Annotated in this window: 23 protein-coding genes; 7 read left to right on the forward strand and 16 right to left on the reverse strand. The window is 66.3% G+C overall.

The features are described 5' to 3' along the window. The first annotated feature begins 8 nt into the window (after window positions 1-8). Window positions 9-614 (forward strand): 2-hydroxychromene-2-carboxylate isomerase, encoded by a 606-nt coding sequence (locus tag ACK4FK_RS06480; protein ID WP_409742772.1) that lies wholly within the window; start codon window positions 9-11, stop codon window positions 612-614. On the opposite strand, the gene ACK4FK_RS06485 is transcribed toward ACK4FK_RS06480, so the two are convergent. Both ACK4FK_RS06485 and ACK4FK_RS06490 read right to left on the reverse strand, forming a co-directional pair. Next, on the reverse strand, window positions 611-1,246 hold the full coding sequence (locus tag ACK4FK_RS06485; RefSeq protein WP_409742775.1) for a LysE family translocator: 636 nt from the start codon (window positions 1,244-1,246) through the stop codon (window positions 611-613). The genes ACK4FK_RS06480 and ACK4FK_RS06485 overlap by 4 nt on opposite strands. A 126-nt stretch (window positions 1,247-1,372) precedes the next feature. Then, window positions 1,373-2,008 carry a LysE family translocator gene (locus ACK4FK_RS06490; RefSeq protein WP_409742778.1) on the reverse strand — a complete coding sequence of 212 codons (636 nt, stop codon included), beginning with the start codon at window positions 2,006-2,008 and terminating at the stop codon, window positions 1,373-1,375. A 70-nt stretch (window positions 2,009-2,078) separates the two neighbouring features. Here ACK4FK_RS06490 and ACK4FK_RS06495 point away from each other — a divergent pair, with 70 nt between their 5' ends. Further along, a complete protein-coding gene (locus ACK4FK_RS06495) occupies window positions 2,079-2,582 on the forward strand; it encodes a 2'-5' RNA ligase family protein (protein WP_409742781.1) in 504 nt (167 codons plus the stop codon). Window position 2,583: 1 nt separating this feature from the next. Here the strand turns inward: ACK4FK_RS06495 and ACK4FK_RS06500 are convergent, their stop codons facing one another. The 4 genes from ACK4FK_RS06500 to leuC all read right to left on the reverse strand — a co-directional run bounded on the left by ACK4FK_RS06500 (window position 2,584) and on the right by leuC (window position 6,618). Next, the gene (locus ACK4FK_RS06500) at window positions 2,584-3,201 is read right to left on the reverse strand and encodes a glutathione S-transferase family protein (RefSeq protein ID WP_409742783.1); all 618 of its coding nucleotides are present in this window, start codon (window positions 3,199-3,201) and stop codon (window positions 2,584-2,586) included. A 122-nt stretch (window positions 3,202-3,323) separates the two neighbouring features. Further along, window positions 3,324-4,436 (reverse strand): 3-isopropylmalate dehydrogenase, encoded by a 1,113-nt coding sequence (gene leuB / locus ACK4FK_RS06505; protein ID WP_409742786.1) that lies wholly within the window; start codon window positions 4,434-4,436, stop codon window positions 3,324-3,326. 124 nt (window positions 4,437-4,560) lie between these two features. Continuing rightward, window positions 4,561-5,184 (reverse strand): 3-isopropylmalate dehydratase small subunit, encoded by a 624-nt coding sequence (gene leuD, locus ACK4FK_RS06510; RefSeq protein WP_409742790.1) that lies wholly within the window; start codon window positions 5,182-5,184, stop codon window positions 4,561-4,563. A 21-nt stretch (window positions 5,185-5,205) separates the two neighbouring features. Further along, entirely contained in the window at window positions 5,206-6,618 is a 1,413-nt protein-coding gene (gene leuC, locus ACK4FK_RS06515) for a 3-isopropylmalate dehydratase large subunit (protein WP_409742792.1), read from the reverse strand. 160 nt (window positions 6,619-6,778) lie between these two features. Between leuC and gcvA the strand changes: the two genes are divergently transcribed. Beyond that, complete coding sequence (gcvA, locus tag ACK4FK_RS06520; protein WP_409742795.1) at window positions 6,779-7,687, forward strand: transcriptional regulator GcvA; 909 nt, start codon at window positions 6,779-6,781, stop codon at window positions 7,685-7,687. Between the two features lie 106 nt (window positions 7,688-7,793). On the opposite strand, the gene ACK4FK_RS06525 is transcribed toward gcvA, so the two are convergent. Together ACK4FK_RS06525 and ACK4FK_RS06530 are read right to left on the reverse strand one after the other, a co-directional pair. After that, a complete protein-coding gene (locus ACK4FK_RS06525) occupies window positions 7,794-8,198 on the reverse strand; it encodes a DoxX family protein (RefSeq protein WP_409742798.1) in 405 nt (134 codons plus the stop codon). Window positions 8,199-8,313: 115 nt separating this feature from the next. Then, on the reverse strand, window positions 8,314-8,964 hold the full coding sequence (locus ACK4FK_RS06530) for a glutathione S-transferase family protein (RefSeq protein ID WP_409742801.1): 651 nt from the start codon (window positions 8,962-8,964) through the stop codon (window positions 8,314-8,316). A gap of 103 nt (window positions 8,965-9,067) precedes the next feature. Between ACK4FK_RS06530 and ACK4FK_RS06535 the strand changes: the two genes are divergently transcribed. Beyond that, on the forward strand, window positions 9,068-9,484 hold the full coding sequence (locus ACK4FK_RS06535; RefSeq protein ID WP_409742804.1) for a winged helix-turn-helix transcriptional regulator: 417 nt from the start codon (window positions 9,068-9,070) through the stop codon (window positions 9,482-9,484). A gap of 126 nt (window positions 9,485-9,610) precedes the next feature. Here ACK4FK_RS06535 and rplS read toward each other — a convergent pair whose 3' ends face one another. The 8 genes from rplS to ACK4FK_RS06575 form a co-directional block, all read right to left on the reverse strand. Further along, complete coding sequence (rplS, locus tag ACK4FK_RS06540; RefSeq protein ID WP_409742807.1) at window positions 9,611-9,994, reverse strand: 50S ribosomal protein L19; 384 nt, start codon at window positions 9,992-9,994, stop codon at window positions 9,611-9,613. Between the two features lie 39 nt (window positions 9,995-10,033). Then, window positions 10,034-10,768, reverse strand: a complete 735-nt coding sequence (gene trmD / locus ACK4FK_RS06545) for a tRNA (guanosine(37)-N1)-methyltransferase TrmD (RefSeq protein ID WP_409742810.1) — start codon at window positions 10,766-10,768, stop codon at window positions 10,034-10,036. A 14-nt stretch (window positions 10,769-10,782) separates the two neighbouring features. Next, window positions 10,783-11,322, reverse strand: a complete 540-nt coding sequence (rimM, locus tag ACK4FK_RS06550; RefSeq protein WP_409742813.1) for a ribosome maturation factor RimM — start codon at window positions 11,320-11,322, stop codon at window positions 10,783-10,785. Between the two features lie 18 nt (window positions 11,323-11,340). Continuing rightward, window positions 11,341-11,706 carry a 30S ribosomal protein S16 gene (rpsP, locus tag ACK4FK_RS06555; protein WP_409742816.1) on the reverse strand — a complete coding sequence of 122 codons (366 nt, stop codon included), beginning with the start codon at window positions 11,704-11,706 and terminating at the stop codon, window positions 11,341-11,343. A 67-nt stretch (window positions 11,707-11,773) separates the two neighbouring features. Then, window positions 11,774-13,147: a signal recognition particle protein gene (gene ffh / locus ACK4FK_RS06560; protein WP_409742818.1), complete on the reverse strand. Its 1,374-nt coding sequence runs from the start codon at window positions 13,145-13,147 to the stop codon at window positions 11,774-11,776. Between the two features lie 331 nt (window positions 13,148-13,478). Further along, window positions 13,479-13,835, reverse strand: coding sequence for a response regulator (locus ACK4FK_RS06565; protein WP_409742821.1), 357 nt, complete (start codon window positions 13,833-13,835; stop codon window positions 13,479-13,481). 53 nt (window positions 13,836-13,888) lie between these two features. Beyond that, complete coding sequence (locus tag ACK4FK_RS06570) at window positions 13,889-14,797, reverse strand: DUF3108 domain-containing protein (protein ID WP_409742823.1); 909 nt, start codon at window positions 14,795-14,797, stop codon at window positions 13,889-13,891. A gap of 135 nt (window positions 14,798-14,932) precedes the next feature. Next, complete coding sequence (locus ACK4FK_RS06575; RefSeq protein WP_409742825.1) at window positions 14,933-15,451, reverse strand: hypothetical protein; 519 nt, start codon at window positions 15,449-15,451, stop codon at window positions 14,933-14,935. Between the two features lie 152 nt (window positions 15,452-15,603). On the opposite strand from ACK4FK_RS06575, the gene ACK4FK_RS06580 reads away from it, so the two are divergent. From ACK4FK_RS06580 to meaB, 3 genes are all read left to right on the forward strand, one after another. Continuing rightward, window positions 15,604-17,820, forward strand: coding sequence for an ATP-binding protein (locus ACK4FK_RS06580; protein WP_409742827.1), 2,217 nt, complete (start codon window positions 15,604-15,606; stop codon window positions 17,818-17,820). Continuing rightward, window positions 17,817-18,209 (forward strand): response regulator, encoded by a 393-nt coding sequence (locus tag ACK4FK_RS06585; RefSeq protein WP_409742829.1) that lies wholly within the window; start codon window positions 17,817-17,819, stop codon window positions 18,207-18,209. The genes ACK4FK_RS06580 and ACK4FK_RS06585 overlap by 4 nt, the downstream gene beginning before the upstream one ends. A gap of 127 nt (window positions 18,210-18,336) precedes the next feature. After that, window positions 18,337-19,365, forward strand: a complete 1,029-nt coding sequence (gene meaB / locus ACK4FK_RS06590; RefSeq protein ID WP_409742832.1) for a methylmalonyl Co-A mutase-associated GTPase MeaB — start codon at window positions 18,337-18,339, stop codon at window positions 19,363-19,365. Window positions 19,366-19,517: the final 152 nt, after the last annotated feature.

Raw genomic sequence — 19,517 nt, forward strand, 5'->3', positions numbered from 1 at the left:
GGCGCGCCATGCCCAAGCAGATCGAAGTCTTCTACGACGTTTCCTCGCCCTGGACGTATCTGTGCTTCGTCAACGTGCAGACTTTGGCGAAGGAAGAGGGCGCCGAGATCCTCTGGCGGCCCTTCCTGGTAGGCGGTGTGTTCAATACGGTGAACCCCACCATGTACCGCATGCGCGAGAATCCGGTTCCGGCGCGCGACGAATGGACGAAGAAGGACATGCAGGCCTGGGCACGGCTGGCCGGCGTGAAGATCGTGTTCCCGCCTAAGGTATTCCCGGTCAATCCGGTGAAGGCGCTGCGCGCGCTGCTCTGGGCGAAGGAGCAGGGCCGGGAAGTGCCGCTGGCCCAGGCCTTCTTCGAACTCTACTGGAGCGAGGATCGCGATATCAGCCAGGACGACGTGGTGGCGGAAGCAGCGCGGCGTGCATCTCTTGATCCAGCCTCGCTCGCAAAGGCGATCACCGAACCCGGCGTGAAGGAGCAGCTGAAAGCCAATACCGACGAGCTGATCGCCCGCGGCGGCTTCGGCTCGCCCACGCTGTTCGTGAACGGAGAGATGTTCTTCGGCAACGACCGCCTGCCGCTGGTGCGCGAGGTGCTGCGGCGCGGCTAGACCCGCCGCAGCAATCCCGGCGCCGACTGCCACAGGGCCTGCAAACCAAAGCCTAAAAAGATCACGCCTGAAATGCGCGTCACCCAGAGTTCGTGGCGGCGATAGAGTCTGCGCACCGGCGCCGCCCCGATCACCCAGACCAGGATCGCATCTCCGATCACAAAACCGGCGCAGGCCGCCAGCAGCAGGGGCGGCAGGCTGGCCCAGGTCAGCGCGCCGGCATGGGCAGCCAGCAAGGCCGTGAACATAGCGATCGCCACGGCATAGCTTTTGGGATTGGTGATGCCGAAGGCGAGTCCACGGCGCAGGGGCTGCGTGACTTCGGTGCTGAGATTGCCGTCGTCCCGCCGTTGCACGGTCACGGCGCGCCAGCCGAGCAGCAGCAGATAGGCGCCGCAGACCACGCCGAGAATGTCGAAGACCAGCGTCCCTAAGCTGGCCGAGCCGATGATGGCAGTCAGCGCCAGCGCAGCCCAGACGATGTCGCCCGCGAAATGCCCGGCCAGGAATTTCAGGCCTGCCACGCGGCCCTGCCCCGCGCCGATGCCCAGCAGGGCGAGGAAGGCGGGGCCAGGGGTGAGGGTATAGGCGGCGCCGGCGATGGCGGCGGCGAGATAGAGCGAGAGCGGCATGGCGCCAGCCTAGCGGATCGCGCCGGCCGGCGGAACAAGCCAGTCTCGATGGGCATCATAGGATTTTGTTATGCCTGCCGTGATCGCCGGAGCGGCCTTTGGCCCGGCCATGACGGTGTTGCGGAATCATCCCCGCCTGATCAGTCCAGACGCCGACTGCCACAAGGCCTGCAGGCCGAAGCCGATGAAGATCACGCCGGAAATCCGCGTCACCCAGAGTTCATGCCGGCGATAGAGCCGGCGTACCGGTGCTGCGCCGATCACCCAGGTCAGCACCAGATCGGCACCAAGAAAGCCGGCGCAGGCCGCCAGCAGCAGACCGGGCAGCACGTCCCAGCTCAGGCTGGCCGATTGCGACGCCAGCAGCGCGGTGAACATCGCCACCGCCACGGGATAGCCTTTTGGGTTGGTCAGGCCGAAGGCCAGGCCACGCAGCAGCGGCCGCGCCACCCGGTTGTCCAGGCTGCCGTCTTCCGTGCGCTTCACCGTGACGGCGCCCCAGCCGAGCCACAGCAGATACAGGCCGCAGGCCAGCCCGAGCAGTTCAAAGACCAGTGTGCCGAGCTGCGCCGAGCCGATGATCGCCACCAAGGCCAGGGTCGCCCAGACAATGTCGCCGGCGAAATGACCCAGCAGGAATGTCAGGCCGGCGCGGCGGCCCTGACTGGCGCCGATACCCAGCACAGCGAGGAAAGCCGGGCCCGGGGTGAGGGTGGTGGCGGCGCCGGCGATGGCGGCGGCGAGATAAAGCGAGAGTGGCATGGCGCCAGCCTAGCGGATCGCGCCGGCCGGCGGAATATGCCAGTCTCGATGGGCATCATAGGATTTCGTCATGTTTGCCGTGATCGCCGAGCCCGATTTTGCGCCCAGTGACGCCGCCTGGATCGATGCGGTCCGGCGCAGCCACGATCCGCAGCATGGCCGGGTCGCCACCCATGTCACGCTATGCTTCCCGCATGAACCGGCCGATGCCGCCTGGTTCGCTGGCCATGTCGCCAGCATCGCCGCCGTCACCGCACCCTTCGATGTGGCTTTCGACCGGCTCGAGCGCATGGACGATCCGTTCAACCCCAAATACCGCCATCTCGCTGTGTTGCTTGCCGACGCGGACTCCGCTGCACCTCTCACGGCGCTGCATCGCGCGCTGGGCGGCGAAGGCGACTACCGGCCGCATGTCACGCTGGCGCGGTTCGGCGCGGTGTTTTCGGCAAAAGCCCTGCTGCGGCAGATGGGCCACCTGCGGCAGCCCCTGCGCGGGCGCATCGCGGCGCTGGAGCTGCTGACGCTGGAGAACGGCGCGATCCGCAGGGAGGCGTCGCTGCCGCTACGCGGCTAGCTCAGGGCGTTTCCAGTTTGTGCGCCTGGAAGGCGGGCAGGGCCTCGGCGCGGGCGGTAAGGTCGTGCAGTTTCGGATACAAGCCGCTGCCGATCAGTTCGGGCAGCATGGCCTGCAGGAAGGTCACCGTCACCGCAGCGGTGATGTCGGCCATGGTCAGCCGCTCGCCCTGCAGCCAGGGACTTTGCGGCCGCTGTTCAAGTGCCGCCAGGCCGCCGGTGGCCTGACGCAGCAGATGCTGGCGCCAGGGCTCGTGGATTTTCTCCGCCGGCCGGCGGCGCACCTCGTAGATCGCATTCACCGCCTTGTCCAGCACGCCGCTGCCGATCGCCATCAGCTGCAAGCAGTCGCGCCGCGCCTTGCCATGCGGCGGGATCAGGCTTTTCGCCGGCCCCACAAGGTCCATCAGGTAGTCGAGGATCGCACCGGATTCGATCAGCGTGTCGCCGTCCTCCAGTTGCAACGCCGGCACGCGGCCGACCGGGTTGATTTCCAGCCCACGATCCGGATCGGCCGTCACCGAGAGGTATTCGCGCGCATGCGGCACGTCCAGCATGGTCATGGCAATCGCCACGCGGCGCGTATAGGGCGACAGGTTGCGGCCGATCAGCGTCATCATGGTCTTGCCCTCCCGGTAACGGCGGCAAGAGTTGCGCCATCGCGCGTCGATGGCAAGGGGCTGTCATGAAAAAGGCCGGGATAAGTCCCGGCCTTTTTGTATCGGTGCAATGCGTGGCGGCGTTATGCCGCCAGCTTGTCCAACTCCTTGAGCAGAGCATCGCCCATGCCGCTGGTGCCGACCTTGGCGGAACCGCCTCCCAGATCGGCGGTGCGCACGCCGCTTTTCAGCACATTCTCGGCGGCCTTGTCGATCAGGTCGGCATCGGCGCCCAGGTCGTAGGCATAGCGCAGGGCCATCGAGAAGCTCTGGATGGTGGCGAGCGGGTTGGCCACGCCCTTGCCGGCGATATCGGGCGCCGAGCCATGCACCGGCTCGAACAGCGCCATGCGGCGGCCAGTCGCCGGATCGGCAGCGCCGATCGAGGCCGAGGGCAGCATGCCGAGCGAACCGGTCAGCATCGCGGCCTCGTCCGAGAGGATGTCGCCGAACAGGTTGTCGGTCACCATCACGTCGAACTGCTTCGGGTTGCGCACCAGCTGCATGGCGCCGTTATCGGCATACATATGCTCAAGCTGCACGTCTTTGTACTTCTCCTGGTGCAGCTTGGTGACTTCCTCGCGCCACAGCACGCCGGATTCCATCACATTGGCCTTTTCCAGCGAGGTGACCTTGTTGTTGCGCTTCTGCGCCAGCTCGAAGGCCACGGCGGCCACGCGGCGGATTTCGCTCGTGGTGTAGACCTGGGTGTTGATGCCGCGGCGCTCGCCGTTGGGCAGGGTCTCGATGCCGCGCGGCTGGCCGAAATAGACGCCGCCGGTGAGCTCGCGCACGATCATGATGTCCAGCCCGCGCACCAGTTCAGGCTTCAGGCTGCTGGCTTCCACCAGGGCGTCGAAGCATTTCGCCGGGCGCAGGTTGGCGAACAGGTCCATTTCCTTGCGCAGGCGCAAAAGGCCGCGCTCCGGCTTCTTGTCGAAGGGCAGGTTGTCCCATTTCGGGCCGCCCACCGCGCCCAGCAGCACCACGCCGCAATCCAGCGCGTCCTGCATGGTCTTGTCGGCCAGCGGCGTGCCGTGCTTGTCATAGGCGGCGCCGCCGACCAGGTCTTCCTTCACGTCGAAGGAAACATGCCGGCGCTTGTCCATCCATTCGATCACCCGGCGCACTTCGCCCATCACCTCGGGGCCGATCCCGTCGCCGGGCAGCATCAGCATGGTACGGTTGGAAGCCATTCTTTCAGTCCTCTCTCAGTCTCTTTAATCGTCATGCCCGGCCTTGTGCCGGGCATCCACGTCTTAAAAGAACTCGTGGATGCTCGGGCCAAGCCCGAGCATGACGGCTTTGGTATGGGGGCGTTCAGCGCCCCGCCTGGGCGTAGAGCCAGGGCTGGGTGCGATGCTGCCTGCTCTCGAAGGCGTCGATCTTCGCCTTCTTCTCCAGCGTCAGCCCGATATTGTCCAGGCCGTTCAGCAGGCAGTGCTTCTTGAAGGCGTCGATCTCGAACTTGATGGTGCCGCCATCGGGGCCTTTGATCTCTTGGCGCTCCAGATCGACGGTGACGCGGGCATTCTGGCCTCGCTTGGCGTCGTCCATCAGCTTGTCCACATCGGCCTGCGGCAGCTTGATCGGCAGGATGCCATTCTGGAAGCAGTTGTTGTAGAAGATGTCGGCAAACGAGGGCGCGATCACGCAGCGGATGCCGTAATCCAGCAGGGCCCAGGGGGCGTGCTCGCGGCTCGAGCCGCAGCCGAAATTATCGCCGGCCACCAGGATCTGCGCGCCCTTGTATTGTGGCTGGTTCATGAAGAAATCCGGCACTGGCTTGCCATCCGGCGTCTCGCGCAGCTCGAAGAACAGGCCCTTCGCCAGCCCGGTGCGCTCCACCGTCTTCAGGAACTGCTTGGGGATGATCATGTCGGTGTCGACATTGATCATCGGCAGCGGGGCGGCCACGGCCGTCAGTGTGGTGAACTTGTCCATGTCTGTCTCTCCCTGTCCGGCTCAGGCGATCTTGCGTACGTCGGCCAGCTTGCCGGCAATCGCCGCCGCCGCCGCCATGGCCGGGCTCATCAGATGGGTGCGGCCGCGCGCGCCCTGGCGGCCTTCGAAATTGCGGTTCGAGGTGGAGGCGCAGCGTTCCTCGGGCTTCAGCTTGTCGGCATTCATCGCCAGGCACATCGAGCAGCCCGGCTCGCGCCATTCGAAGCCGGCCTCGAGGAAGATCTTGTCCAGGCCTTCCTCCTCGGCCTGGTGCTTCACCAGGCCCGAACCGGGCACCACCATGGCCTGCACGCCAGCGGCCACCTTGCGGCCCTTGGCCACGGCGGCAGCGGCGCGCAGGTCCTCGATGCGGCCATTGGTGCAGGAGCCGATGAAGACACGCTGGATCGGCACGGTATCCAGCTTCTCGCCCGGCTTCAGCCCCATGTAGTTCAGCGCGCGCTCCAGGGCGGCGCGCTTCTGCTCGTCCTTCACGTCACTCGGATTGGGCACCATGCCGGTGATCGGCGCCACGTCCTGCGGGCTGGTGCCCCAGGTGATATGCGGCGCGATGTCCTCGGCCTTCAGTTCCACCACGGTGTCGTAATGCGCGCCCGGATCGCTGGGCAGGGTCTTCCACCAAGCCAGCGCCTGTTCCCAGGCGGCGCCCTTGGGCGCATGCGGCTTGCCCTTCACATACTCAAACGTCTTCTCGTCGGGTGCGATCAGGCCGGCGCGGGCGCCCGCCTCGATCGACATGTTGCACACCGTCATGCGGCCTTCCATGGAAAGGGCGCGGATGGCGCTGCCGGTATATTCCATCACATAGCCGGTGCCGCCGGCGGTGCCGATCTTCCCGATGATGGCGAGGATGATATCCTTGGCCGTCACACCGGGGCCGAGCTGGCCGTCGATGTTGATCTTCATGTTCTTGGCCTTGCGCTGCGGCAGGGTCTGGGTCGCCAGCACATGCTCGACTTCCGAGGTGCCGATGCCGAAGGCCAGGCTGCCGAAGGCGCCATGGGTGGAGGTGTGGCTGTCGCCGCACACGATGGTCATGCCCGGCTGGGTATAGCCCTGTTCCGGGCCGACGATGTGCACGATGCCCTGGTTGATGTCGTTCATCGGGTAGTAGTTGACGCCGAACTCCCGGGCATTGCGGTCCAGCGTCTCGACCTGGATGCGCGCCTCCTCGTCCTCGAACACGAACTGGGCGCGGTCGGGCGTGGTCGGCACGTTGTGGTCGGGCACCGCCACGGTGCGGTCGGGGCGGCGCACCTTGCGGCCGGCGGCCTTCAGGCCGGCAAAAGCTTGAGGTGATGTCACCTCATGCACCAGGTGCAGGTCGATATAGAGCAGGCCGTTGCCCTCGGAATCGATGTCGACGAGGTGGCTGTCCCAGATCTTGTCATACAGGGTGCGGGGCGCGGTCATGGCGGCTGGTCCGTTCTCTTGCGTACTTTTATTGCGAGTACAGGGCGTTTCGGGGCCAAAAATGGCCGGGGAATTCAACCCGACCGGCCCCCGTCCGTCCAGAGCCGATTGCATTCCGCGCGGTGGATTTAAATTCGCCTCCGGCTTAAAAGAAATTCCCATGCCTCATCTGCCCAGCCGCCGCCTGCTGCCCCTCAACGCCCTGAAGGCCTTTGAGGCCGCCGGGCGCCACCTAAATTTCACCGCTGCCGCCGAGGAACTCTCGGTCACGCTGTCGGCGATTTCCCACCAGATCCGCCAGCTCGAGGAACTGTTGGGTGTGCCGCTGTTCCACCGCACCCGCAAGGGCCTGGTGCTTTCCACGGAAGGCCAGCTCATCCTGCCCGACGTGCAGGAGGGCTTCGACCACCTGGCCTCGGCGCTTTCCAAGCTGGAGGCCCGGCGCGGCGAGGGCACGCTCACGGTGTCGATGCTCTCCACCTTCGCCATGCGCTGGTTCATCCCGCGCCTGCCGCGTTTCCAGGAGCAGTATCCCGATATCGAGGTGCGCATCACCACCTCGCTGAAACCCGCCGACCTGGAGCGCGAGGGCATCGATTGCGCCATCCGCCATGGCGACGGTGTGTGGCCCGGCCTGTCCTGCACGCGGCTGTTCTCGGAATCGCTGGTACCGGTGGCGCATCCGAAATTTGCGGCACAGATCAAGCAGCCGGCCGATCTGAAGGACCAGAAGCTACTGCACAGCCAGAACCGGCGCGACGACTGGCGCATCTGGCTCAACTCGGTGGGCGAGACCCGCATCGATGCGAATGTGGGCCAGATGTTCGAGACGCGCTCCTACGCGATCCAGGCCGCCGTCCAGGGCATGGGCATCGCGGTGATGGACCCCGAACTGGTGGCCGAGGAAGTGGCGGCCGGCCGGCTGGTGAAGCTGTTCGACAAGACCCTGCCGCTCACCAACGCCTACTGGTTCGTCTGCCTCGAACATATGGCCGACGCGCCGCGCATCAAGGCGATGCGCGACTGGCTGGTGCAGGACGTGTCGGCGAAAAACGGCGAAGGCGCCTGACGGCGCCTTCGGCTCTATGCTGTTCCCGTCGTCCCCGCGAAGGCGGGGACCCAGTACTGAGGCTGGACGCCCACCTTCGCGGGCATGACGAGCCGATATATGTCGATCAACCCTTGCGGCTGTCGAGGCTCAGCGGGCCGGCGCCGAAGGCGGCGACGAACAGCAGGCCGCCGACGATGGCCAGGTTCTTGAAGAACTGGATCTGCTGCATCATCACCTGCTCGGCTGGCACGGCCCAGAAATTGTGAAAGATCACAGCGGCGACGAAGGTGAAGGCGGCCAGCACCAGGGCGGCATAACGCGCCTTGAAGCCCACCAGCAGCGCGGCGGCCACGGCAACCTCGACGACAATGGTGCCGGCGGCGGCCACCTGCGGCAGCGGCAGGCCCTTCGAGGCGATATAGCCTACCGTGCCCTGGAAGCCGCCGATCTTGTTGATGCCGGCGGGGATGTACAGCAGCGCGATCAGGATGCGGCCCAGCAGCGGGGCGAACTTTTCAATGGCGGTCATGGGAAGTGTCCTTTGCTTTTCTGACGTTCGGTGAGTGCGGGGCGACACCAGTCTATGGTGCCGCCCCGATTCCGTGATCTACACGAAACGGTGATTCAGGCTTTATGCTGGCCGCTTACGCCGCCTTGTCCATCGCGGCCATTGCCTCGGCCTCGCGGGCCAGGGCGCGCTGCACGGCCGGACGCTGCTTCATGCGCTCGGCATGCTTGGCGTAGTTGGGATATGGCGCCAGGTCGAGGCCTAGCTTGGCTGCCCAGTTGTAGAACACGAAGATATAGGCATCCGCCGCCGACCATTCGCCGAACACCCAGTCCTTGCCGGCCAGCGTCTTTTCGATCAGCGCGAAATTGCCCGCCGTGGCCTTGGCGGCCAGCGACTTCACGTTGTCGGCGCTCTCGGGCAGGTCGCAGAAATTCTGCGGGCCGAAGAAGCGGCTCATCACCGGATGCACGCCCGAGGCGCACCAAGCGATGAAGGCCATCGCCTCGGCTTCCTTCAGCGCATCCCCGGCGGGCAGCAGTTTCGCATTGGGAAAGCTGCGGTTTAGGTAGGTGATGATGGCGGTGTTTTCGGTCAGCATGCGCCCGTCGATGCCCAGCATCGGCACCTTGCCCTTGGGATTCAGCGCCAGATATTCCGGCGTGCGGGTCTGGCCCTTGCGGGTATAGGTGGGTTTCGGCGTAAACGCCGCGCCGGTCTCCTCAAGGCAGATATGGGTGGCCAGCGAGCAGGCGCCGGGCGAAAAATAGAAATCCAGTTGGGCCATCGGGGGTTATCCTCCTTGTAGCGGCACGAAACAGCCGGACCAGAGGGATAGGCAATGTAGTATCAATTTGCAAGTAGGCACCTGTTGGCTCTATACTTGCCAAATGGATACCAAAGACTTGCTCGATTTCCGGCACGAACTGACCGAAGACGGCCAGCCGCTTTGCGCCCGCATGATCTGCGCCACGCTCGACCTGATCGCCAACAAATGGGCGGTGCCGATCATCCTCACGCTGGCCCGTTCGCAGGCTACCCCCCCGGGCGAGCCGCTGCGCTTCTCCGAACTCTCCCGCGCCATTCCGCTGATCACCCAGAAGGAGCTGACCAAGCAGCTTCGCGCGCTGGAAACCGCCGGGCTGGTCGGCCGCCGCGTGCATGCCGCCGTGCCGCCGAAGGTGGAATACTGGCTCACCGATCTGGGCCAGTCGCTGCGTCCCGTGCTGGATGCGCTTGGGAAGTGGGCGGCGCAGAACGGCCCACGCCTGCGTGGGTCGCAGGCAGAGCGCGACGCGGCGGAATAACCCCAGACAAACAAAAGCCGCCCGCATCCCGGCCCTGAATGGCAGGCGGGGATGCAGGCGGCTTCCAGTTCAAACCGCAGGCGAGGATGCGATGCCGGCCGGGTTTGCCCCTTGGCCGGCGCCGGATCACTCCTTGTCGGCAGCGCCCTGGTTGTCGCGCTTCTCGGTGATGCGGGCGGCCTTGCCGGTGCGGCCGCGCAGGTAATACAACTTGGCACGGCGTACATCGCCGCGACGCACCACCACGATCGACTCGATGCGCGGCGAATATAGCGGGAAGATACGCTCCACGCCCTCGCCGTAGGAAATCTTGCGCACGGTGAACGACGAGTTCACGCCGCGGTTGGAGCGGGCGATGCACACGCCCTCATAGGCCTGCACGCGCTCGCGGCCGCCTTCGACCACCTTCACGTTGACCTTCAGCGTGTCGCCGGGAGCGAAATCCGGCACCGCGCGCGCGGCGGCCAGGGCGTCCGACTGCTCTTTCTCGATCTGCTGCATCAGGTTCATGGCACTCAGCCTTTCTCTTCGTAAAAGTCCAAACTCGTTTCAATGCTTTGCCGCCGGCTTGCGCCTGCGGTAACGCTCCCACAAATCCGGCCGGCGCTCGGCGGTGATCTTCTCCGCCATCTCGCGCCGCCAGACTGCGATCCTCTCGTGGTGGCCCGACAGCAGCACCTCCGGTACCGCGCGGCCTTCCCACTCCTGCGGCCGGGTATACTGGGGGTATTCCAGCAATCCGTCCGCGAAACTCTCCTCGGTGCCGGACTCTTCGGCACCCATCACGCCGGGCAGCAGCCGCACCACCGCGTCGATCAACGCGTAGGCTGCGATCTCGCCGCCCGAAAGGACGAAATCGCCGAGGCTGACCTCGACGACGGGGCGCGCCTGCAGCAGGCGCTCGTCCACCCCCTCGAACCGGCCGCAGATCAGCGTTGCGCCGCCTGCCGCCTTCACCTCGTGTACCAGCGCCTGGTCCAGGCGCCGGCCGCGCGGCGAGAAATAGATCAGCGGCTGCTGCGCAACCGCCGGGTTCCCGGCCCGGGCCGCCGCGACCGTTTGGTCGATCGCCGCTGCCAGCACATCGGGCCGCATCACCATGCCGGGCCCGCCCCCGCTGGGGGTGTCGTCGACGGTGCGGTGTTTATCGCGCGCGAAATCGCGGATGTCCACCACCGCCAGCGACCACAGGCCCTCGCTCAGGGCCCGTCCGGCCAGGCTTTGCCCCAGCGGGCCGGGGAACATCGCGGGATAGAGGGTCAGCACCCGCGCCGTCCACGGCATCGCCGTTGCCATCGTTACGCCTCGACCTTCCGGTCCTCGTCCGCCTCCGGATCGCCCAGCCAGAAGGCCGGTTCGACCAGCACGCGACGCCCTGCAAGGTCCACCTCCGGCACCGCGTCGTCGGTGAACGGCACCATGGCCGAGCGACCGCCTTCGGTCTTCACCTCCAGCATGTCGCCGGCGCCGTAATTATGCACCGCCACGACCTGGCCCAGTACGCGGCCGGCGGTGGTGAGCGCGATCAGGCCAATCAGATCGGCGTAGTAGAACTCGCCCTCTGCGGCCGGCGGCAACGCGCTGCGTGGCACGAACAACTCGGTGCCCTTCAGCGCTTCCGCCGCATTGCGGTCGTCGATGCCCTTGATACTCGCAATCACCACATCACCCTTGGCCATCCGCCGCACGGTCAGCCGGTACGTCACCTCGCCGCGCGCATCCTGCAGGGGACCGTAATCTCCGATGGCCTCCGGATCGCCGGTGAAGGTTTTCACCTTCACCTCGCCGCGGATGCCCTGCGCGCCGATGATCACGCCCAGCAGGACCGTGTCGGCCATGCTTCAAGCGTCGCAGGCTTACTGCGCGTCGGCGGCCGGCGCGGCAGCGGCCTTCGCGGCTTCCTCGGCGGCCTTGATGCGCTCCTGCGCCTTGGCCTTCGGCTTGCCCTTCTCCGGGTTGTTGCCGTGTTCCCACTTCATCAGGCCGGCCTGGCTGAAGAAACGGGCGCAGCGGTCGGACGGCTGCGCGCCCTGGCTCAGCCAGTACTTCACGCGCTCGACGTCGAGCTGCACGCGCTGCCGATCCTTCGGCAGCATCGGATCGTAGGAACCGATCTTCTCGATGAAACGGCCATCGCGCGGGCTGCGCGAGTCGGCCACCACGATGCGGTAATAGGGGCGCTTCTTGGCGCCGCCGCGGGTCATGCGGATCTTGACGGACATGGTCTTCCTTCCAGTTAAACGTTGAAACCCAGAAACTCGAAAACAAACGAACCCATTCAGCGCAGCCTCACAGCTTCGGCATGCCGGGCATGCCCGGCAGCATCGCTCCCATGCTGCGCATGAAACCCTTCTGGCCGAGCTTGGACATGCGCTTCATCATGTCGGCCATCTGCATATGCTGCTTCAGCAGCTTGTTCACATCCTGCACCGAGGTGCCCGAGCCCGCCGCGATGCGTTTCTTGCGCGAGGCGTGGATCACCTTGGGATTCTTGCGCTCGTCCTTGGTCATCGAGCCGATGATGGCTTCCTGGCGCTTCAGCACCGTTTCGTCCACGTTGGCCTGGGCCATCTGCTGCTTGATCTTGCCCACGCCGGGCAGCAGGTTCATCACGCCCGACATGCCGCCCATCTTGCGCAGCTGCTTGAGCTGGCTGGCCATGTCGTCCAGGTCGAACTGGCCCTTCTGCACGCGCGCCGCCAGGCGCTCGGCCTCTTCCTTCTCGATTGTCTCGGCGGCCTTCTCCACCAGCGAGACGATGTCGCCCATGCCCAGGATGCGCTGCGCGATGCGCTCGGGATGGAAATTCTCCAGCGCATCGGCCTTTTCGCCGACGCCGATCAGCTTGATCGGCTTGCCGGTCACGGCGCGCATGGACAGCGCCGCGCCGCCGCGGCCGTCGCCGTCCACGCGGGTCAGCACGATGCCGGTGACGCCGACGCGCTCGTTGAAGCTTTTTGCGACGTTGACGGCGTCCTGGCCGGTCAGGGCATCGGCCACCAGCAGCGTCTCGTGCGGCTGCACGGCGTCGCGCACCGCGGCCACTTCCAGCATCAGGGTTTCATCGATATGCAGGCGGCCGGCGGTATCCAGCAGCAGCACGTCGTAGCCGCCCAGCTTGGCGGCCTGCAGCGCGCGCTTGGCGATGTCCACCGGCATCTGGCCGGCCACGATGGGCAGGACGGGGATGTTGTTCTGCTCGCCGAGAATCCTGAGCTGGTCCTGCGCGGCGGGGCGATAGACGTCCAGCGACGCCATCAGCACCTTCTTGCGTTCCTTGGTCTGCAGCCGCAGTGCGATCTTGGCCGTGCTTGTCGTCTTGCCCGAACCCTGCAGGCCGACCATCAGCACCGGCACCGGCGGCACGGCATTGAGGTTGATCTCCTCACCCTCACCGGCGCCACCCAGCATCTCGACCAGGTGATCGTGAACGATCTTGATCACCATCTGGCCCGGCGTCACCGAGCGCAGCACTTCCTGGCCGACAGCCTTGGCCTTCACGCCGTCGATGAAGCTTTTGACGACGGGCAGGGCGACGTCGGCTTCCAGCAGCGCCACGCGCACCTCGCGCAGGGCTTCCGAGACATCGGATTCCGTCAGCGCGCCGCGCTTGCGCAGCCGCTCGAAAACCTCGCCCAGTTTGCCGCTCAGAGACTCGAACATGTCGACCCTGAAATTCCCTTTTGCCAAAGCCCAAAACGAATTGACGCCCGTGCGCGACACTCGCGGACGGACGGCGATCCTCGGACCGGATTGCTCCCAAAAGTCGGAAAGCGCGCGGAATAAAGCGGTTTGGCGCCTTCAAGTCAACGCAGATGTGGGGTTTTTCCCAATCGGCTTGGGATTTATCCCGCTTTTCCGTCGCCCCGGCCCACCGGGCCCGCGCTTTGCGCGGCCCTGCGGCCTGCTTCAGGAACCGGGAGCTCATGAATGAATTGGATGCCGGGTCAAGCCCGTGCGACGAGATTTTTTATTTATATTATAGAAAAATCAATTACTTAACAAGATTTCTCAACACCTCGACCAGCCTGCGCGGGTCCACCGGCTTCACCAGCACTTCGTTCATGCCGCAGGCCAGGCATTCCCGGCGCACCTCCGGCCCGTCGGCGGCGGTGATGGCGATAATCGGCACGGTCATGCCGCCCGGGCCGCCGGCCAGGCGGATTTCCTGGGTCGCCTTGATGCCGTTCAGGCCGGGCATGCGGATATCCATCAGGATCAGGGCGATGTCTGGGTTCTCGACGAACAGGGCGATGGCCGTGCGGCCGTCCTGGGCGAACAGGGTCTCGAAACCCAGCGCGCCGAGCAGTTTTTCGAACACGGCACGGCCGGCGGTGCTGTCCTCTGCCACCAGCGCTTTCCGCGGCGGGGCTTTGCGGGGCGGCGCCTTGTCCAAGACGTCGCTCAGGGTGGCGGAAGCTGGGGCATCTCGGCGCGGATGAAGCCCAGCGGCGCCAGCCAGTCGCGGCCGTTCAGCTTGGCGCGGCTGATCCAGCCCCGGGCCGAACCGAGCCGGAAGCCGCCCTCCATCTGCACCGGCAGCCAGACCGAGAATCCCGGCGGCTGCACCAGCCAGATGTAGGTCGGCTGCTGGTCCTTCTCGCTCCAGCTCGCGAGATACTTGCGGTCGTAGCCGGCGATGGGCTCGCTGCGGATCACGCATTTGAAGGCCGGGCCGCTATAGGCGGTACGGTTATGCGGCTCCACCATGTCGGGGCCGATGGGCGCGTAATGCAGGTTATAGCGGCGCCGGCCGTCATAGACCGCATCGCTGCCCGTGCAGGGCGGCTCGGCGCCCTCGCGCAGGGCGCGGGCGAAGATCGCGGTGGTGGGATCGACGGTGCCGAGCTTGAGATGGTCGGGCACTTCGTCGCGGTCGTCCTCCGTATTGGGCGGGCTCACCTCCGCCACCGGCAGGCCGTCATCGCCCCAGCGCATGCGGGTCATGCGCTTTGACCAGCTTCCGTCGCTCTGGATGTCGTAGCGCACTGGACGCAAGGTGCCGTCCTCGAAACGCGCCTCGACCTGGCCCTGCATGGTGAAGCTCATCGCCCAGTCCAGCATGCCGGCGGTGCGCATCGCCGTGGCCATCTCCAGCCGGCCGGCCTTGCGCTCGGCCGAGACCGAGAATTCGACGCCTTTTGATCCCAGGGCGTAGACGCCGAAGCTCAGGTCGGCGCTGTGCAGGCGCTGGATGGCCTGTGCGCCGGCCGTCGGGGGATCGGAATCCTGGCTAAAGGCCGCAAAGGCGGGGCCGGCGGCAATCGGCAGGGCCAGCAGGAATCCGGTCGCAAGCGAAACGGCGTGGCGCATGGCTTATACTTTAGTCTGGATTCGCCGATTTCCAGACTGCAAATTTGCTTAAATTTGCCGATGGCACGGTTATGCGCCGTGCGCGGAGCGCTTGGGGGCCGCCGTGCGCGGAGCGCTTGGAGGCCGCGGATACGCCTAGGCGTTGATCGGCCGCAATTCGCGCGCCACCGCCAGCCGCAGGCCGCGCAGCAGGTCTTCGCCGGCCCGACCCATATCGGCGCGGCTTTCGGCCCGCCGCAGGGCATATAGCGCGTCGATCAGCAGGCCGATCACGTTGAGGTGGCGTTCTTCCGAGGGCAGGGCGCGGCGCAGGCAGTCGCTCAGCAGGTCCACCCCGGCGGCCATCATCGGCCACTGGGCCGCTTCGCAGGCCTCCGTCAGGGCGTCGCAGTCGCGCTGGGCATCGCCCAGGAACAGCAAGGCCGAGATCGCGTCCCCGCGCGACTTGGCGAAGCGCGCGCGCATCAGGTCGATGCGTGCGGCGATGGCGGCGGGATCGACCTGCGGCGCCGCATCCGCTCCGGTGGCCGCAGCAGCGGCAGCTTCCTCGCCCCGGTCCTCGCCGCGCCGCGCGGTGCGCGACAGATCGGCCCGCGCCTGCTCCAGGCGGCGCAGGGGATCGGTCGGGAACAGTGATTCGTTCCGATTCGCCATGGTGTTACCGAATACGAATCTAGCAGAGTCGCTGTCAATCGCGATCTGGGAAAACCGGATGGTTGCTCGCCAAAGTAGTAATTTCTTGGTGACTTTGTGGGGCTTTGCTAGGTTGGCGCAGGGGAAAGAACAGCCGCGGAAAGAAACAGGGGATGGAGCGCGCACGCATGCTGGCCGGGCCTGTTGTCGCCGATCCGGCCACGCCTGCGGGCGCCGCGCCCGCCGCCCGGCCACGCCGGCTGTCTGCCCGCATCGTCGATGTCTTCGTGCCGCCGGCCGTGCTGCGCGAGGGTGATCCGCGCAAGCTGCACCGCTATCGCAGCAACCTGCAGCTCACGCTGTCCGTCGCCGCGGCGCTGCTGCTGATCCCGCCCTATCTGCTGATCCGCTCCGGCCTGAACCTGTGGGAGGTGGCGGGTTTCGTCTCGATGATCGGCGGGCCGCTGGCCGGCGCGCTGCTGATCCGCTTCACCGGCAACATCGCGCTGGCGATCGGCGTGATGGCGCTCAATGGCGGCCTGGGCAACACCGTGCTCACGCTGGGCACCGGCGGGCTGGCGTCCAGTTTTGCGCTGTTTTCCGTGCTGGGCCTGGCGCTCACCATGCTCACCAACAACGGTCGCGTGATCGCCTGGGTGGCGGCGATGGCGACCTTGAATTTCGCCGTGCTGCTGGCCTGCCATCAGTTCGATCTGGTGCCGGCCTTCGATGTGTCCCGCCAGGAACAGGTGCTGCTGCACTTCCTCTGCCTGATGTTCGCCGTGCTGCTGATGACGCGCTCGGCCATCGCCGCGTTGCATGCGCGCAACATCTCGCGCGCAGCCCTGCAGGCCGCCCGCATCGAGGCCGAGGCGGCAACCCGGGCGAAATCCGATTTCCTCGCCATGATGAGCCACGAGATCCGCACGCCGATGAACGGCGTGCTGGGATTGACGCGGCTGCTGCTGGAAACGAAGCTGGACGACGAGCAGCGCGGCCTGGCCGCCACGGCGCTGCAATCGGGCGAGGCCCTGCTCGCCATCCTCAACGACATCCTCGATTTCTCCAAGCTTGAGGCCGGCCGCATCGATCTGGAAGACATCGACTACGATTTCGCCGCCCAGGTGCAGGCTGCCGTGGCGCTGCTGTCGCCGCGCGCTGCCGAAAAGGGTCTGACCCTGCGCCACGAGATCGCCCCCGGCCTGCCGCAATTCCTGCGCGGCGATCCCGGCCGCCTGCGCCAGGTGCTGCTCAACCTGATCTCTAATGCGATCAAGTTCACCGAACGGGGCGGCGTCACGGTGATTGCCCAGCCTGCCGGCGGATCGCTGCGCATCATCGTGCGCGACACCGGCATCGGCATCGCGCCGGAACAGGTGGGCAAATTGTTTGCCCGCTTTGCCCAGGCCGATTCCTCCATCACGCGCCGCTTCGGCGGCACCGGGCTGGGCCTGGCGATCTGCCGCGCGCTGGTGGAGGCGATGGGCGGCGAGATCGGCGTGGACAGCAGGCCGGGCGAAGGCAGCGATTTCTGGCTGAGCCTGCCGCTGCGGGCCGGCGCGGCGCCGGTGGCCCGCGCCGCCGCGCCGCGGGCGCCGCTGCCGCGCCTGCGCATCCTGGTGGCCGAAGACAATGCGGTGAACCGCAAGGTGCTGGGCGGCCTGCTGGCGGCGCGCGACGATGACGGCGAGCACGAGGTGGTGTTCGCCGAAACCGGCCGCGCCGCGCTCGATCTGGCGGCCGCGCAGGATTTCGACCTGATCCTCACCGACCTGCACATGCCCGAGATGGATGGCGTCGCCGCCACGCGCGCCATCCGCGCCCTGCCGCCGCCGCGCGGCCGGGTCAAGATCGTCGCCGTCACCTCCAGCATCGGGCCCGACGGCATGCGCCGCTGCCTGGAGGCCGGCATGGACGGCTTCGTGGCCAAGCCGGTGCATCCCGACGCGCTCGACCTCGCCATGCGCCGGGCACTGGGCCTGGCCGAAACGGAGGCGGGTTTCGGTGCTGGCGCCGATGCAGCTGCGCCGGTTGCCGATCACGAACCAGCCACATTGCAGATGCTGGTCGATGGCGTTGGCCGCCAGGGCCTGGCCGAACTGATCGACCTGTTCTTCGCCATGCAGGATGGCCTGCGCGCCGACCTAGCTGCCGCGCTGCAGGCTGCTGACTGGCCGCGTCTGGCGCGGCAGGCCCATACCCTGCGCGGTCCGGCCGGCAGCCTGGGCCTCAATCGCGTGCTGGCCCTGGCGCGGCGGATCGAGGCGGCCGGGCTGGCTGGGCCGGTCGATGCCGCGCGGCTGGCGGAACTGGAGGCGGCATTGCGGGACGGCTGCATCTGGCTGCGCGAGCAGCGCGCCATGCTGGGGGATGGAGACAGGGCGGAATGACCGACTTCAAGGATCTGTTGGTTTTGCTGGTCGAGGACGACCTCTATTCGCAGCGCCTGACCCAGATGATGCTGCGGCAATACGGCGTGGAAAAGCTGGAGACGGCCAATAACGGCGCCAAGGCGCTGGAGATGATCAAGGGCGTGAAGGGGCATTACGACCTGATCATTTCCGACTGGAACATGCCCGAGGTCACCGGCCTCGACCTGCTGAAACAAATTCGCGAAATGGGCGTGCGCACCAAGTTCCTCATGCTCACCAGCAATGCCGGCAAGGAATTCGTGCTGCAGGCGCGCGAGCATCGCGTGGACGCCTATATCGCCAAGCCGTTTTCCTCGCTGCAGCTCAAGCAGAAGCTCACCGCCCTGTTCAACATCCGGCCCTGGTAGGCGCCCGTCGGCAAGCGGGCGATTCGGCTGCGATCTGCCGGTGGCGCCCATCTGCCGGTGGAGCCCATCTGTTGGTGGCGCCCATCTGTTGGTGGCGCGATGGGCGGGGCTTGGCTAAGGTCCCGCCATGTCACCCACGCTGCATGCCGGCCGCCGCGCCGCCGATCCCGCCCAGCTGGCCGAACGCCTGCTGACCGGCGACCGGCGCGCGCTGGCCCGCGCCATCACGCTGGTGGAATCGAGCCACCCGCAGGACCAGGCCGCTGCCGACACCCTGCTGCAGAGCATCCTGCCCCATACGGGCCAGAATGCCGCCGGTGCAAAAGGCGGCGCCATCCGCATCGGCATTTCCGGCACGCCCGGCGTGGGCAAGTCCAGCTTCATCGAGCGTTTCGGCCTGTTCCTCACCGGACAGAATCTTAAAGTGGCCGTGCTGGCGGTCGATCCCTCGTCGTCGCTTTCCGGCGGCTCGATCCTGGGCGACAAGACCCGCATGGAACAGCTCGGCCGCGAGCCCAACGCTTTCATCCGGCCCTCGCCATCGGGCGGCTCGCTGGGCGGCGTGGCGCGGCGCACGCGCGAGGCCATGCTGCTGGTGGAGGCCGCCGGCTTCGATGTGGTGCTGGTGGAAACCGTCGGCGTCGGCCAGTCGGAAACCACCGTGGCCGAGATGGTCGACATGTTCCTGCTGCTGCTGGCGCCGGCCGGCGGCGACGACCTGCAGGGCATCAAGCGCGGCATCATGGAACTCGCCGACCTCGTCATCATCAACAAGGCCGATGGCGACCTGCTGCCCAAGGCACGGCTGGCGGCCGCCGACTACCGCATGGCCCTGCAGCTCATGCGTCCGCGCCATGCCGACTGGAAACCCGAAGTGCAGATGGTCTCGGCTTTGCTGAACGAGGGCATTGCGGATGTCTGGCGCATCATCGGCGCATATCGCAAGGCGCTGGACAAAACCGGCGCGCTCCAGGCCCAGCGCCGCAAACAGGCCGAACACTGGCTGCTGCGCGAATTGCAGGACGGCCTGCTCGACTGGCTGCGCCGCGACCCGGCCATCGCCGCGGAACTGCCGCGCCAGCAGAAGGCCGTGGCCCAGGGCAAGATCACGCCGGCGGCCGCGGCGCGCAAACTGCTCGGGATGCTGGGACGGTAAATGCTCTGGTATTCAAAGCTCGTAGTTATCAAGATTCTTTGCGCTTCTAGAAATTTCATGCCAAACCCAATGTGCACACACGAACGCGTGCATATCTAGGGTAGGTAAATTTGACGGCGCAAAAATTCGGCGGCATATGGTCGCTTCTAAAG

Source organism: Ferrovibrio sp. (assembly GCF_046297895.1).
Lineage (GTDB): Bacteria > Pseudomonadota > Alphaproteobacteria > Ferrovibrionales > Ferrovibrionaceae > Ferrovibrio.